Source organism: Flavobacterium panici, assembly GCF_024499525.1.
Taxonomy (GTDB): domain Bacteria; phylum Bacteroidota; class Bacteroidia; order Flavobacteriales; family Flavobacteriaceae; genus Flavobacterium; species Flavobacterium panici.
Genome location: NZ_CP100437.1, coordinates 3,109,518 through 3,123,626, shown reverse-complemented (window position 1 = coordinate 3,123,626; position 14,109 = coordinate 3,109,518). Strand labels below are relative to the sequence as shown.

Annotated in this window: 14 protein-coding genes and 1 pseudogene; 11 read left to right on the top strand and 4 right to left on the bottom strand. The window is 32.2% G+C overall.

Going from position 1 to position 14,109, the window contains the following annotated elements:
* Positions 1-9 precede the first annotated feature (9 nt).
* Positions 10-246, bottom strand: a complete 237-nt coding sequence (locus NLJ00_RS13345) for a hypothetical protein (RefSeq protein ID WP_053473652.1) — start codon at positions 244-246, stop codon at positions 10-12.
* An 89-nt stretch (positions 247-335) separates the two neighbouring features.
* Entirely contained in the window at positions 336-1,499 is a 1,164-nt protein-coding gene (locus tag NLJ00_RS13340) for a THUMP domain-containing class I SAM-dependent RNA methyltransferase (RefSeq protein ID WP_256634096.1), read from the bottom strand.
* A gap of 135 nt (positions 1,500-1,634) precedes the next feature.
* On the opposite strand from NLJ00_RS13340, the gene NLJ00_RS13335 reads away from it, so the two are divergent.
* Positions 1,635-2,399, top strand: coding sequence for a class I SAM-dependent methyltransferase (locus NLJ00_RS13335; protein WP_053473654.1), 765 nt, complete (start codon positions 1,635-1,637; stop codon positions 2,397-2,399).
* Between the two features lie 95 nt (positions 2,400-2,494).
* On the top strand, positions 2,495-3,163 hold the full coding sequence (locus tag NLJ00_RS13330) for a ZIP family metal transporter (protein WP_053473655.1): 669 nt from the start codon (positions 2,495-2,497) through the stop codon (positions 3,161-3,163).
* Positions 3,164-3,352: 189 nt separating this feature from the next.
* Here the strand turns inward: NLJ00_RS13330 and NLJ00_RS13325 are convergent, their stop codons facing one another.
* Complete coding sequence (locus NLJ00_RS13325) at positions 3,353-5,740, bottom strand: outer membrane beta-barrel family protein (protein ID WP_256634095.1); 2,388 nt, start codon at positions 5,738-5,740, stop codon at positions 3,353-3,355.
* Between the two features lie 156 nt (positions 5,741-5,896).
* Positions 5,897-7,039, bottom strand: a complete 1,143-nt coding sequence (locus NLJ00_RS13320; RefSeq protein ID WP_256634094.1) for a helix-turn-helix domain-containing protein — start codon at positions 7,037-7,039, stop codon at positions 5,897-5,899.
* 180 nt (positions 7,040-7,219) lie between these two features.
* Between NLJ00_RS13320 and murQ the strand changes: the two genes are divergently transcribed.
* The 9 genes and pseudogenes from murQ to NLJ00_RS13275 all read left to right on the top strand — a co-directional run.
* Entirely contained in the window at positions 7,220-8,032 is an 813-nt protein-coding gene (gene murQ, locus NLJ00_RS13315; protein WP_256634093.1) for an N-acetylmuramic acid 6-phosphate etherase, read from the top strand.
* Positions 8,033-8,199: 167 nt separating this feature from the next.
* Positions 8,200-8,421 (top strand): DUF6095 family protein, encoded by a 222-nt coding sequence (locus NLJ00_RS13310; protein ID WP_256634092.1) that lies wholly within the window; start codon positions 8,200-8,202, stop codon positions 8,419-8,421.
* Between the two features lie 24 nt (positions 8,422-8,445).
* Positions 8,446-8,682: a hypothetical protein gene (locus NLJ00_RS13305; RefSeq protein WP_256634091.1), complete on the top strand. Its 237-nt coding sequence runs from the start codon at positions 8,446-8,448 to the stop codon at positions 8,680-8,682.
* Between the two features lie 4 nt (positions 8,683-8,686).
* Positions 8,687-9,259: a pentapeptide repeat-containing protein gene (locus NLJ00_RS13300; RefSeq protein WP_073482523.1), complete on the top strand. Its 573-nt coding sequence runs from the start codon at positions 8,687-8,689 to the stop codon at positions 9,257-9,259.
* Between the two features lie 88 nt (positions 9,260-9,347).
* A complete protein-coding gene (locus tag NLJ00_RS13295; RefSeq protein WP_256634090.1) occupies positions 9,348-9,923 on the top strand; it encodes a DUF1572 family protein in 576 nt (191 codons plus the stop codon).
* Positions 9,924-10,208: 285 nt separating this feature from the next.
* Entirely contained in the window at positions 10,209-10,580 is a 372-nt protein-coding gene (locus NLJ00_RS13290) for a DNA topoisomerase IV (protein WP_256634089.1), read from the top strand.
* Positions 10,581-10,764: 184 nt separating this feature from the next.
* Positions 10,765-12,687, top strand: coding sequence for a DUF294 nucleotidyltransferase-like domain-containing protein (locus NLJ00_RS13285; RefSeq protein WP_256634088.1), 1,923 nt, complete (start codon positions 10,765-10,767; stop codon positions 12,685-12,687).
* Between the two features lie 2 nt (positions 12,688-12,689).
* On the top strand, positions 12,690-13,316 hold the full coding sequence (locus NLJ00_RS13280) for a 3'-5' exonuclease (RefSeq protein ID WP_256634087.1): 627 nt from the start codon (positions 12,690-12,692) through the stop codon (positions 13,314-13,316).
* Between the two features lie 126 nt (positions 13,317-13,442).
* Positions 13,443-14,096 (top strand): annotated as a pseudogene (locus NLJ00_RS13275) (AAA family ATPase); the annotation flags it as partial.
* Positions 14,097-14,109: the final 13 nt, after the last annotated feature.

Genomic DNA, 14,109 nt, shown 5'->3' with positions numbered 1-14,109 from the left:
TTTAAAAATTTATCCAATAACTCTAATTCCTTTTATAAAAATCCATTTCATAAAAAGTTTTTCGCCGTCTTTAGTTTTCACAGCCTGAAATTTAGGCGCAATAATAGTTGCCGCAACAAACGATGTCATCGGAATCCAGATTCCGGTTAATCCCGTGTATTCTGCAATTATAAATCTTCCTAAAATAAACAGAATCGCGAAACTTCCTAATTGATATAGAAACGCTCTTACTTGTAGTTTTGTCATTTTTTTCTTTTTTGAGGTTCAGAGTTACAAAGGTTCAAAGGGACAAAGTTTTTAAACCTCTGCTCCTTTGAACCTTTGTCCCTTTGTTACTATTCAGAAACCTGAAATTTCGTTCTCTTACTTCCTTCGTACATTTCGTATTTTACTAAACGTGCTTCAAGGCTTCCGTTAAAAAGTTTGATTTTTCTTGATGGTTTTAATCCAACAAATTTTAAAGCTTCAAGATTTGCAGTAATAAACCAGGCATTTGTTCCCGGATAATTTTTCTTTAAAGTATCGCCTATGTTTTTGTAGAATTCTTCCATATGAATATCTAAACGCTCATCATACGGCGGATTAAATACAATATGAAGCTTTCCTTCAACCGCTTTTTCACTGTCAAAAAAGTTATTATCTTCAATCGTTACGTAATCTTCCAGATTTGCATTTCTGATGTTATCTTTAGCTTTGCTTACCGCACTTGGCGCTTTATCAAAACCTTTTATAGTGTAATGAAATTCTTTTGTTTTCTTCATCAAACTGTTTACAATCTGATCAAATAAATCATTGTCCCAATCTTTCCATTTTTCAAATGCAAACTCTTTACGATTAATATTTGCCGGAATATTACAGGCAATCATCGCCGCTTCGGCAAGAAAAGTTCCAGAACCGCACATTGGATCTAAAAAGTGACTTTGTCCTTCCCAGCCTGATAATAATAAAATTCCAGCTGCCAAAACCTCGTTTATAGGCGCAATATTCGTTGCCGTTCTATAACCACGCTGGTGCAGCGAATTCCCTGAAGTATCTAACGCAACCGAAACCTGATCTTTATCAATATGAACATTGATTCTCAAATCCGGATATTGTTTATCAATACTTGGTCTTTGTCCCGTTCTTTCTCTAAACTGATCAACAATTGCATCTTTACATTTTTGAGAAACAAACTCAGAATGGTTAAAATAAGTCGAATGCACCGTAGCATCAATCACAAAAGTTTGGTTGGCATTCAATAATTTAGACCAGTTTATTCCCGAAATTCCTTTATATAATGCCTGTTCATTATTAGCTCTAAAAGAGTAAATAGGTTTTAGAACTTTTAGTGCCGTTCTAAGCGATAAATTAGCTTTGTACATAAAACCTTTATCTCCTTTAAAACTCACCATTCGCACTCCTTTTTCAACATCCTGAGCCCCAAGCGTACGTAATTCCTGTTCTAATATCTCCTCAAAGCCAAAAAAACATTTGGCTATCATTCTAAAATTTTCTTCCATCTTTATTTTTGTATTAAAAAACAACTCCAATCGCAGACAGATGCCAACGTTTATTTAGGTATCCTCGCGAAATAGTTATTTTTCGGCAAAAATACACTAAATTTGCGGTACTTTATATTAATTGAAATAGAATAAATGTCTGACGCACCCAACTCATCAACACCAAATCAGGATAGAAATACCGAAAACTGGTTTACATCATGGTTTGATACTCCATATTATCACATCCTGTACAAGGATAGAAACTATAGAGAAGCTCAGATTTTTATGGACAATTTAACGCATTATCTAAATCTTCCCGAAAAAGCAAAAGTGCTTGATTTAGCCTGCGGAAAAGGACGTCATTCTATTTACCTGAATCAATTAGGGTTTAATGTTTTAGGTGCTGATTTATCTGAAAACAGCATTGCAGAGGCCAACAAAAACAGTAACGAACATCTTCATTTTAAAGTGCACGATATGCGCGAACCTTTTGAAGAAAAATTCGATGCTATTTTTAACCTTTTTACAAGTTTTGGTTACTTCGAAAGTGACGATGACAACTTAACAACGCTTAAAGCCATCAAAGAAAGTTTATCTGAATATGGATTTGCCGTTATAGATTTTATGAACGTAAATCAGGTAATTGAAACTTTGGTTCCTCAAGAAGTAAAAACCGTTGACGGAATAGATTTTCACATCAAAAGATATGTTGAAGACGGTCATATTTTTAAAGAAATTGATTTTGAAGACCAAGGCAGAAAATTTCATTTTACCGAAAAAGTAAAAGCCCTGACTTTAAAAGATTTTCAGGATTTAATGGATGAAGCCGGAATTTATCTTTTAGATATTTTTGGAGATTACAAACTCAAAAAATTCCATAAAACTGAAAGCGAAAGATTAATCATGATTTTTAAATAGCTTTAATCGTTTAACTGTTAATTTGTTTAATTGCCTGAACAAATTGACCAAAAAAAACCGATTAAACGATTAAACAAAAACCCGATTAAACAAAAATGAATTATCTACTACCCTTATTTTCTGTACTTTTAGGATATAGTGTGGCTTTGTTTTTAAAACCAACCAACAAAACCAATTTAAAACTACTGCTCGCATTTAGCGGTTCATTTTTGTTATCGTTAACCGTAATGCATCTGCTGCCAGAAGTTTACAGTTCTCACAATCATAAAATTGGTTTGTTTATAATGGTCGGGATTCTGTTTCAGATCGTTTTGGAATTTTTCTCCAAAGGAGCAGAACACGGACACGTTCACGGCCACGCAAAAATGTCTCAAATTCCCTGGCTTTTATTTATAAGCCTTTGTATTCATGCCTTTTTAGAAGGTTTTCCGGTAAGTCATCATCATGATTTAGCCGTAGGAATTGCGATTCATCATTTGCCAATTGCCGTGATTTTAACGACATTTTTCATCAATGCCGATTTAAACAAAAAAGCCATTTTTGCTTTCATGCTGACTTTTGCCATCATGACGCCGCTTGGAACCGTTGCATCTGAATATCTCCCAATATTAAACGATTATTATACCGAAATAACTGCAATTGTAATTGGTATTTTATTCCATATTTCGTCAACCATAATTTTTGAAAGCAGCGAAGGACATAAATTTAATGTTGCCAAAGTTTCCATGATTGTTTTGGGGATTTTATTGGCATTCTTTTTATAATCAGGGCGTGTCAGTATTTAAGAAAAGGCCCAATCAACTTTGCGTTCATTGGGCCTTTTCTTAAATACTGCCGGGCTATCCGCGCTACTTCGGTAGCCAGCTCCTATCCCTCACGCGAAATGAAGTTTCAAGTTTCAGGTTTCAAGTTTACAATATCAGAATTCACAATTAACCATTAACAATTCATAATTAATTTCCCGTTCTCTTTTTCTCATCCTGATTTCCAAAAGCGCGCTCTTTTATGTTGATTTTTTTGTTTCCAAAATTATAAACCACAGAAAAACGAACGAACCTGTTACTCTCATTTTGGCTATAAACTTGTTTTACACCATTTACAACCGAAGCAAAATCTTTTAAATAAGACGTATTAAAAATATCATTTGCCAAAAACGCAATCTGCATTGTTTTATTAAACAAATCTTGTTTAAAACCAATATCAAAACTCGATACATAACCAACTTTATACAAACCACTTTCAAAAAGCGAACTATAACTAAAATCAATTTGCAGTTTTGTTGTTTTACCTAAAATAAAAGTATTATTTGTCGAAAAATCAATTTGTAAACTATTTGACGGGGTGGCATTAATGTCTTTAATAAATTCTGTTTTTGCACCTAAAAAATACAATGAATTTTCACTTGACCACCATTCTGCAAAATTCGCCGAATAACTTTCTCCAATGCCATAATTTAAGTTCTTAAAATAATTCTCACGCGTTACAATTTGTGTATTTGTTTCGGGATTTGAAGTAAACAAAACTCCGTAACCATTTGTAATTACATTTACAAAAACACTTGTTCTTAAAACTTCTTTATACGAATGAGCAAATTCAAAATTATCACTAAATGAAGGTCTTAAAAACGGATTTCCTTCAGAATAACTATTACTGTTAATATAAACCTTAAACGGATTTAATAAATCAAAACGAGGTCTGTTGATTCTTTTTCCATAATTTAAACTAAAAGTATTGTTTTCATTTTTCTTGTACGAAGCGTAAACTGTTGGAAATAATTTCAAATAATTATTTACTGTTTCCTGATTCATGGTTTCAGAAAATCCGTTTGTCTGTGTATTTTCTAATCTTAAACCCATTTGAAAATTCCATTTTTCACCCATTTTCTTATCTCCATTAATATAAACTGCCTGATTATTTTCAGTATACTTAAATCGGTTGGATTGCGCTGGATCTAATTCTGGAGTTCCGGTAATTGTATTATAATAAAGCACATTACTTATACTATTTGTAAAACTCATTTTGGCACCGTAAGATAAATTTAAAGCCTGAAGCGGATGTTCCATATCGGCCTTAAAACTCCAGTTGTCAATATCCTGATTCGAGATATTTTGTCCCGATTGATTTACATCTACAAAAGTCATATCCGGTGTATAATTATTAGCAATAAAACTTCTGTCGAACTTTGAATTGTAATTGAAATAATCCACATCAAAAGATAACTTTCTATTCAAAGAATCTAATTTAGTGATCAAATGCGCATTATAAGTTTGATTTCCAGAACCTTTATCTGTATAACTATCATTCAGCGTAATATTGTCTAATTGATTTTGAGTATTATACTTTTCAATTCTAATATCCGATCCAAAATCCGGATTATTTCTATCATTCAAAAACTGAAAACCAACAGTTGTACGTTCTGAAAAATCATAGTCTAAAGCCAATTTTCCAGAAAGATTTTCATTTTTTACTTTCGTTTCACTTTTCATAACTGAAAGACCATCGGGAAAATACATTTCTAAAGATTCATCTGCATTTTTGTAACCTGTTTTTCCATTAACGCTCGCAGAAAATCTGAATTTATTTTTGTTGTAATAGAAATTATCCCTCAAAGTGTAAATTCCGTATTTATTTTGGTCGTAAGAAACTGTTGTTGTGTTTTTCCAGGAATCACGCATTCCTTTTTTCATAATAATATTGATTAATCCTCCAGCTCCTTCTGCTTCATATTTTGCCGGCGGGTTACTTATAATTTCAATATTTTTAATATCATTTGCCGAAATAGATTTCAAAAAATTATTCAATTCCTCGCCTGCCAATTCAATCATTCTTCCGTCAATCATAACTCTGGAAGTTCCTTTTCCTAAAATCGTAATCATGTCATTTTTTACCACAACTCCAGGGGCAGTGTTAATAGCACTTAAAGCGTCGCTGCCAACTGTTGTTACATTGTTTTCAAGATTGTAAACCAATCGATCTGTTTTTTGTTCCACAGTTTTCTTTTTCGATTGAATAACAACTTCTACTAAATTAGTGGTACTTTCTTTCAAAATAATTATTCCTAAATCAGTATCCTTTTCAATTACAATTTCTTTTTCATAATCTGTAAATCCCAAAAGATTGATTCCTATTTTATAAGATCCTTTTTTAAGATTGAACTCAAAATTTCCATCTTGTTTCGTTGTCGTTCCGTCAATAATTTTTCCTTCTGAATTTAAGATGGAAACATCTGCCCATTCTAATGAAGTTGTTTCGCTGCTTATGTTTCCTTTCAATTTAAATGATGCTTGTGCTAAACAAAATAAAGGCAATAGTAAAAAGATAAGGAGATTTGCTTTTTTCATGATTTCTAATTTTTAAACTTGTTTCGATTAATTTGAAGCAAAGTTGCCTTAGAAAATCTCCATACGCGACCGACAAAAAAAAGTCGAACCAATTTCTAATCCGGAAATTGGTTCGACTTTATTAAGTACGAAGTACGACTTTTTACAAACTACTTATTATGAAGCGTTTCGGTAAGCTGTAGGCGTTAAATTTGTATATTTTTTGAAAGAAGTATTAAACGAAGATTTAGAGTTAAAACCAACTTCGTATAGAATTTCCAGAACGGTAAGCTGACTTTTAGACTCATCTTTTAGTATCTGCATCGCTTTTTGAATGCGATATTCGTTCACAAAATCAAAAAAATGCTGATCCATTTGGTGATTAATCAAAATTGATAAATCCCGAACCGGAATATCAATTTGGTTTGCCAATTCCTGAATGGTAAGCGACGGATCAAGAAATGGTTCTTTCTCGGTCATATATTGTTTCAAAGTTCTTATTTGAGTGTTGATCAAATCGTTTTGAGCATTTATCAGTTCTGGTTTTTCCTCAACTTTTGGCAGAATGTCTTTGGTCAGTTTCAGTTTTGAATTAACACCTCTAAAAAGTTCAGGATGATTTAAAGCTTTCATTATAAACCAACAAGTGATGCATAAAGCTATCGTTCCAACAAGAACATTTGCCCACAGAAATATTTCACTGAAACCACTGTAACGCAATAAATTTTTTAATGCTACAATAATATGTGCCGTTAGAAATACGCATGTAATTTGAAAAAGCCATTTGTAAGTCGCTGTGCTTGCATTTGCATAATTTTCTAAATAGATTTCTCTGTACTTTTTCACAATCAAAAAGACAGATACAATATAAAATACATATTGACATTCTACTAAAATCTGAATAAAGTAAATCTCCGGCATTAAATTAAGTCCCGAAGCGAAAGTATCTTTGTCTACATCTACACTTAGATAAATTCTCGGAATAAAAACTAAATTGACAATTACAAAAGGTAATAAATGAACTAAATGTTTCCATTTTAACCTAAAATCTGAATAACAGACAGCCAACACAAAAAGATAAAATAAAGGCATTTCAAACAAACAGGTTGTCGATCTAAAAATCTCAAAATTTAGCTCTCTGCGAGTAGTCGTCTCAATAAAAAAGCCGCTAAGATCTACCGCAGAAAAAATAAAAAACCAGGCAAATAAGCGATTAGCCAATTTATTCTCGGTCTTGACCGTAAATAAAAAAAAGGCGAGCAGTAAAGACACAAAAACCGAGATTCTGCCAATCCCTTGTAATAAATCTAATTTATCCATTTAATTTTTCATTATTTAACAAATATAATATTTTAGTTCTTTTAACAAGTTTTATAAAGTGGTTTGATCTAAAACAAAATCACCTGAAAAAGTTTTTAAAACTTAGCGACTTTGCTTTCTAATTTTTCCCTATTTGCCATAAAAAAGTTTAATTTTGGAGGATAACTATTTCGACAAAAAATGACCTTTACAAAAACAACCGAACAATCTTCAAAATACGAACATTTAGAGAAAATGTCAGTTCACGAACTGCTGACTAACATTAATAACGAAGATAAAACTGTTCCTAATGCTGTAGAAAAAGCAATACCGCAAATTGAAGCTTTGGTAGCGCAAGTTGTTACTAAACTAAAATTAGGGGGTAAAATATTTTATATTGGCGCAGGAACATCTGGACGTTTAGGCGTTGTTGATGCTTCTGAATGTCCTCCTACTTTTGGAGTTCCGTTTGATTTGGTTAACGGAATTATTGCCGGCGGCGACACTGCAATTCGCCGTGCAGTAGAAAATGCCGAAGACAACGCTACACAAGCTTGGATTGATTTACAAGCACATAATATTGGTGCAAATGATGTCGTAATAGGAATTGCAGCTTCTGGAACTACTCCGTATGTAATTGGCGGTTTAGAAACTTGTAATCAAAATAATATTTTAACGGGCTGTATTACAAATAATGCAGGAAGTCCGTTAGCGCTGACAGCAAAATTCCCAGTTGAAGTTGTAGTTGGACCAGAATTTGTTACCGGAAGTTCGAGAATGAAAGCCGGAACTGCTCAGAAATTGGTTTTAAACATGATTTCGACAGCAGCGATGATCCAGCTTGGAAAAGTAAAGGGAAACAAAATGGTCGATATGCAGTTGAGTAACATTAAGCTAGTTGATCGAGGCGTAAAAATGATTATGGGAGAAATTCCGGTTTCGTATGAAGAGGCTTCTGAATTATTGAAGAAATATGGCAGCGTAAGGAATGCTGTTGATAATTATAAAGCTTAATTACTGTAGAATTTTAACGCAAAGATCGCAAAGGTTTTTTCGCAAAATTCGCGAAGTTTAAATAAATATAAAGAAGGCTGAGTTCGCAAAGATAAGATCTCAAAGTTTTTAACTTGAAACTAAAAAAACTTGAAACCTGAAACAAAAAAAAGATTGAAACAAAACAAATGAGTACAAACAAACAATTATTAGGAAAAGGAATTAAGTATTTAACAGGTGCTCTGCCTTTGATGTTTCTTGGGCCAACGTTGATTTATAATGCTTTTATGAATCAGCATACTAATTGGCATTATTTAGTTCTTGGAATTGGGATTGTGGCTTGTTTGAGTTCTATGCTTTTGATTTTTTTAGGACTGAGAATCATTATGAAAGCTTTGTTTAATGACTAAGTTTTCCATTCTAAATTCTTTTCAATGGATATAGAAAAAGATCTTCAATGGATACATCAAGAAATTGATAAAATAAAAAATCCTAAAACAATTAAGAAAATAAAGAGCCTTCTTGAATCGATTAATTATTCAATGGTGAGTTCTTCTGATTCTTACAATTTAGACATAGAAAATTCTCTTAGAAGTATTAAAGAAGGAAATATCTATACTGAAAATCAAGCTAAAGAAATAATATTTTCAAAGAATTATAATACAATATAAAAAAATGGAAGAAATAATCCACATTCAAAAAACATTCGAGAAAGTTATTTATATCGATAAAAAAATAAACAATCGGGAGTTTGAAGATTGTGTTTTTAAAAACTGCGATTTTTCGAACAGTAATTTTAATTCTAATAGTTTTTTAGATTGTGAATTTATTGATTGTAATCTGTCCATGACAAGTTTGGCAGGAACAAGTTTAAAAAATGTAACTTTCAAAAACTGTAAACTTCTGGGAATTGCTTTTCACGAATGTGATGATTTTTTATTTCAGGTTCATTTTGAAGAATGTACGCTGGATTATGCTATATTTTCAAACAAAAAAATGCCAAAAACTAAGTTTATAAATTCGTCTCTTCGTGAAGTAACTTTTGTTGGAACAAACCTAACAAGTTCTGTTTTTGATGATTGTAATTTAGATGGTGCCATTTTTAATGAAACACAATTGGCGGCAGTTGATTTTAGAACTGCTTACAATTATAAAATCGATCCTGAATTTAATGCGATGCGAAAAGCACAATTTTCGACTCAGGGAATTGTGGGGCTTTTAGATAAATATGATATTAAAATTGTATAATTTTTCGCCACAAATTCACAAATTATTTTGGCGTAAAAACTAAAATGATTCTTGAATTCGTCGCGAAAAAAACAAATAATTCCAGCTTATGAAAATTGATGAATCTTATTTAGAAAGCGTTAAAAAGCAGTTTTTGTATTATAAAATGCTTGGCGAAAAAGCAATTGAGCAATTAGAACAAGATCAGCTTTTTGTTTCTGTCAATGAAGATACCAACAGCATTGCAACAATTATAAAACATATTTCGGGCAATATGCTTTCGCGATGGACAGATTTTTTAACCTCTGATGGCGAAAAAGAATGGAGAAATCGTGACTCTGAATTTGAAAATGATTTACAGTCTAAAGAAGAAGTTCTGGAAATTTGGAACAAAGGTTGGAATTGTTTAGAAAATGCTTTGAACAGTTTAAAACCTGAGCAGCTTTCAGATATTATTTATATAAGAAACGAAGGTCACACTGTTATTGAAGCCATAAACCGACAACTGGCACATTATCCGTATCATGTTGGTCAGATTGTTTTTTATGCCAAACAATTAAAAAAGAGTTCTTGGGAAAGCCTATCAATTCCGAAGAATAAATCAGCAAATTATAATGCCGAAAAGTTTGCTAAAGAAAAAGAAATCAAGAACTTTACTGATGATGAATTAAAAAGATTGAAATGATCGAATATCATGCTAACATGGGAGGATTTTGGTACTGGATTTTAATTAAATTCGGCAGAACAAAATTATCTGATGAGCAAGCTGAAAAAAACAGAAGACGAAATTTATTTTTTCTTTTTTTCCTAAATATCATTTTTGTCTCGATTGGAATACTATTTTTAATTGATCCGAAATTTTTCTAGCCCTGATGGAAGCGGCATCCTTTTGTGGTCTCGTTTGTTTAACGAGACCACAAAAGATATAGCTGACAGCAGGATTAGCTCCTAAAAAAACAACTTATTTAAAATGAAAAAAATACTATTCTTATTTCCGGTACTGGCTTTGGTATCATGTTATAACGCCGAACACAATTGTAAAGATTTTAAAAACGGAAAATTCAAATTTGAGTTTGAAGTAAACGGTGTTAAAAAAACCACTTTTTTTGAACGTAAAGACAGCATCGAAATTGAAACTTTTGACGGAAAAACCGATACCGCTACAATACGCTGGGTAAGCGACTGCGAATATGTTTTGCAAAAGAAACATCCAAAAAATATGGCCGAGGAAAAGGCAATCAGTATGAAAATTCTAACGACTGCGAAAGATTCTTATACGTTTGAATTTGGAATGGTAGGTTCTGAAGAAAAACAACGCGGTAAGGTTTTCAAAGTTGAATAATAAAATTAAAGTCCCACAATTGGGGCTTTTTTTATGCCGCAAAGGCACTAACACGCAAAGTTTTTATTCTATTATGCAAAAAACTTTGTCCCTCTGTATCTTTTTCTCTTTGTAACTCAAAATTTAAAGGTGTTTCTTTTACATTTCTATTTTAAATAGTATTTTAGAACTCTAATCTAACCAAATGAAAAATACCATTTCGCAGAGAGTTGCTGACTTTCTAAAAAACTATCCGCCTTTTAATTTTCTACATTCGAAAGATCTGGAAAAACTTTCAGAACAGATTTCTATTGTCTATAAAGATAAAGACGCCGTTATTTTTGCGGAAAACGATCAAACACATGATTCTTTTTATGTGGTTCACAAAGGTGCAGTTGCGCTAAAGAAAAGTACAAAAAACACAGTTCTGGATATGTGTGACGAAGGTGATATATTTGGATTGCGTCCGCTTTTGGCACAGGAAAATTATATTATGGAAGCTGTGGCACATGAAGAAAGCATTTTATACGCTATTCCAATCGCTGTTTTTAAACCTTATGCATTAGAAAATAGAAATGTTGGTAATTTCCTGATCGAAAGTTATGCTTCGAATACCCGAAATCCGTATTCAGATATTCATAAAGATAAATTATACGGCGATGACGATTTATTAAATGAAAATCGCCATTCTAGCAATGATTCATTTGATTTAGCGCCAATTAAATATTCAAAAAAAATTGTGACCTGCAGTCCCTCAACAACAGTTAAGGAGATTGCCAGGATTATGAATAAGAAAAAAGTAGGCGCTATATTAATTGTAGATGAAATGCTCCCTATTGGTATTTTAACGGATAAAGATCTTCGAAATAAAATTGTTACAGGAGATTTTCCTATAACAACAACTGCCGAAACCATAATGACGAAACCCGTTATTACGTATCCTAAAAAAATGACCGTTACTGAGGCGCAAATGGCAATGATGAAAAGCAGTATCAGCCATTTATGTCTTACCAAAGATGGAACTGTTAATACCAAAGCAGTTGGGATTTTATCTAAACATGATGTAATGGTAGCTTTAGGAAATAATCCTGCCGTTTTAATTAAAGCTTTAAAAAGAGCTAAAAAAACGAAGGAAATAAAACCTATCAGAAACCGAATTATGCAATTGCTTCAGCGATATTTAGATCAAAACATTCCAATGACTTTGATTGCTAAAATCATAACAGAGCTAAATGAAGCCTGCACTACACGTGTTATCGAAATTTGTTTAGAAAAAATGAGCAGTCCGCCACCGGTTAAATTTGCATGGCTGGCGCTGGGAAGTCAGGGCCGAGGCGAACAAATGCTGCACACCGATCAGGATAATGCTATTGTTTATGAAAATGTAAATGACGTTTTTAGGGATGAAACACGAATCTATTTTTTAAAATTTGCTGGACTTGTCAATAAAGGACTTTTTGATATTGGCTACGATTACTGTCCTGCCGAAATGATGGCTTCAAATCCAAAATGGTGCATGAGTCTGGATGAATGGAAAAATCAGGTGCATCATTGGATTACTAATCCTGGGAAAAATGAAGTTTTACTTTCTTTTATTTTCTTTGATTACAGTAGAACTTATGGCGACGCTGAAATAGTAAGTCAACTGTCAGATTCCATTTTTGAAAATGTAAAAGCAAATCCTATTTTTTATATGCATTTGGTAAGCGGTGCTCTGCAAAGTCCATCTCCTACTGGTTTTTTTAGACAATTTTTAGTTGAACAAGACGGTGCAAACAAAGACAATTTTGACATTAAAAGAAGAGCATTAATGCCTCTAACTGATGCTGCGCGTGTTTTAATTTTATCTCATTCTGTGAAATCGATCAGTAATACTGCAGAACGTTTTGAGAAGTTAGCAGAATTGGAACCAAATAATAGAGAATTATATTTATCGTGTTCTTATTCGTTTAAAGCTTTATTGAAATTTAGAACGAAGCAAGGACTTTTACATCACGATTCGGGGCAGTTTATTGCTTTGGAATCTCTATCAAAAATGGAAAAGATTAAACTGAAACGTACTTTTAAAACGATTAAAGAACTTCAGGAACTTATTTCGGTACGTTTTAATATTTCAAATTTGGTATAGCGATGGGTTTATTTAATTTTTGGAAAAAGGAAGAAAATCTATTCGATGAAAGTATCACAATCGAAGAAACCCGTTTTGTTGTTCTGGATACTGAAACGACGGGATTCGATTATGAAAATGATCGTATTTTATGTATTGGCGCTCTGGTTCTTCAAAACGGAGTGATCTCGGTTCAAAATAGTTTTGAAATTTATCTTCAACAGGATCATTATGATAAATCCACAGCTCAAATTCATGGTATTTTAAAAGACTTACTTATTAAGCGTCCGTCTGAATTAGAAGCTTTAGAACAATTTTTATCTTTTCTTGGAGATTCAATTATCGTTGCGCATCATACCATTTTTGATGTTACAATGATTAATAAAGCGCTGGAAAGAAATAATTTACCTCAACTTACTAACAAAACTTTAGACACAGCTTATTTATACAAAAGAACTTTAATTAAATCGCATTTGTTTGAACGAAAAGATCATTACACTCTTGATGATCTTGCAGATAAGTTTGATATTTCGAAAAAAGATCGTCATACGGCTTTGGGCGATGCTTATATTACTGCTATTTCATTTTTAAAAATTGTAAAGAAATTGAGAGAGAAGAAAGAGGTTAATTTGAATTCTCTATTTAAATAGAAAAGGTTTGAATACATTTCAAACCTTTTCTATTTATTTGTCTATAAATAAACGATAGGGAAATACATTTGAAGATCTGTTTTTAAGATTTTTCATAAAACTGTCGCATAAATAATCCCATTCAATGGTGCACCTCCAGGCTATGTAGGTTATGAAGAAGGCGGATTATTGGTTAACAAAATAAGACAGAAACCATATTCTATTGTTTTATTTGATGAAATTGAAAAAGCACATCCTTCTGTTTTTGATGTTTTCCTGCAGATTATGGATGAAGGAAAACTACATGATCGTTTGGGAAAAGAAGGTGATTTCTCGAATGCTATTATTCTTTTTACTTCAAATATTGGTGCAGATCATATTGTGAGCACATTTAATAATGGTGAAATTCCAACGTCAACTTCCTTAATGGAAATTATGGGGAATTATTTCAGACCTGAATTTTTAGGAAGATTAACAGAGATTGTACCTTTTGCGCCTATCAGTAAAGAAAATGCATTAAAGATATTTGAAATTCATCTCAAAAAAGAGTTTATGGATTTATTGAAAAACATCAATATTCAAGTTGAAATTCCTATTGAAGCTAAACTTTATCTTGCCGAAAGCGGATATAATGCTAAATATGGAGCAAGACCAATAAAAAGCATTATTAGAAGTCATTTAAGAAGACCTTTGGCTAAAAAGATAATTTCCGGAGAAGTCAAAGATGGTGATACTATTTCTGTTAGCATTGAAAATAATGAAGTAAAATGGATTAAAAAAGAAGATCTTTATCCTCTTTAAAATTAGATTTACA

Excerpts from the sequence above, each read along its gene's own strand:
- NLJ00_RS13325 (WP_256634095.1), bottom strand. The coding sequence starts at position 5,740 with ATGAAAAAAGCAAATCTCCTTATCTTTTTACTATTGCCTTTATTTTGT.
- NLJ00_RS13310 (WP_256634092.1), top strand. The coding sequence starts at position 8,200 with ATGAGTACAAACAAACAATTATTAGGAAAAGGAATTAAGTATTTAACA.
- NLJ00_RS13330 (WP_053473655.1), top strand. The coding sequence starts at position 2,495 with ATGAATTATCTACTACCCTTATTTTCTGTACTTTTAGGATATAGTGTG.
- murQ (WP_256634093.1), top strand. The coding sequence starts at position 7,220 with ATGACCTTTACAAAAACAACCGAACAATCTTCAAAATACGAACATTTA.
- NLJ00_RS13320 (WP_256634094.1), bottom strand. The coding sequence starts at position 7,039 with ATGGATAAATTAGATTTATTACAAGGGATTGGCAGAATCTCGGTTTTT.
- NLJ00_RS13305 (WP_256634091.1), top strand. The coding sequence starts at position 8,446 with ATGGATATAGAAAAAGATCTTCAATGGATACATCAAGAAATTGATAAA.
- NLJ00_RS13300 (WP_073482523.1), top strand. The coding sequence starts at position 8,687 with ATGGAAGAAATAATCCACATTCAAAAAACATTCGAGAAAGTTATTTAT.
- NLJ00_RS13280 (WP_256634087.1), top strand. The coding sequence starts at position 12,690 with ATGGGTTTATTTAATTTTTGGAAAAAGGAAGAAAATCTATTCGATGAA.
- NLJ00_RS13290 (WP_256634089.1), top strand. The coding sequence starts at position 10,209 with ATGAAAAAAATACTATTCTTATTTCCGGTACTGGCTTTGGTATCATGT.
- NLJ00_RS13285 (WP_256634088.1), top strand. The coding sequence starts at position 10,765 with ATGAAAAATACCATTTCGCAGAGAGTTGCTGACTTTCTAAAAAACTAT.
- NLJ00_RS13340 (WP_256634096.1), bottom strand. The coding sequence starts at position 1,499 with ATGGAAGAAAATTTTAGAATGATAGCCAAATGTTTTTTTGGCTTTGAG.
- NLJ00_RS13295 (WP_256634090.1), top strand. The coding sequence starts at position 9,348 with ATGAAAATTGATGAATCTTATTTAGAAAGCGTTAAAAAGCAGTTTTTG.
- NLJ00_RS13335 (WP_053473654.1), top strand. The coding sequence starts at position 1,635 with ATGTCTGACGCACCCAACTCATCAACACCAAATCAGGATAGAAATACC.
- NLJ00_RS13345 (WP_053473652.1), bottom strand. The coding sequence starts at position 246 with ATGACAAAACTACAAGTAAGAGCGTTTCTATATCAATTAGGAAGTTTC.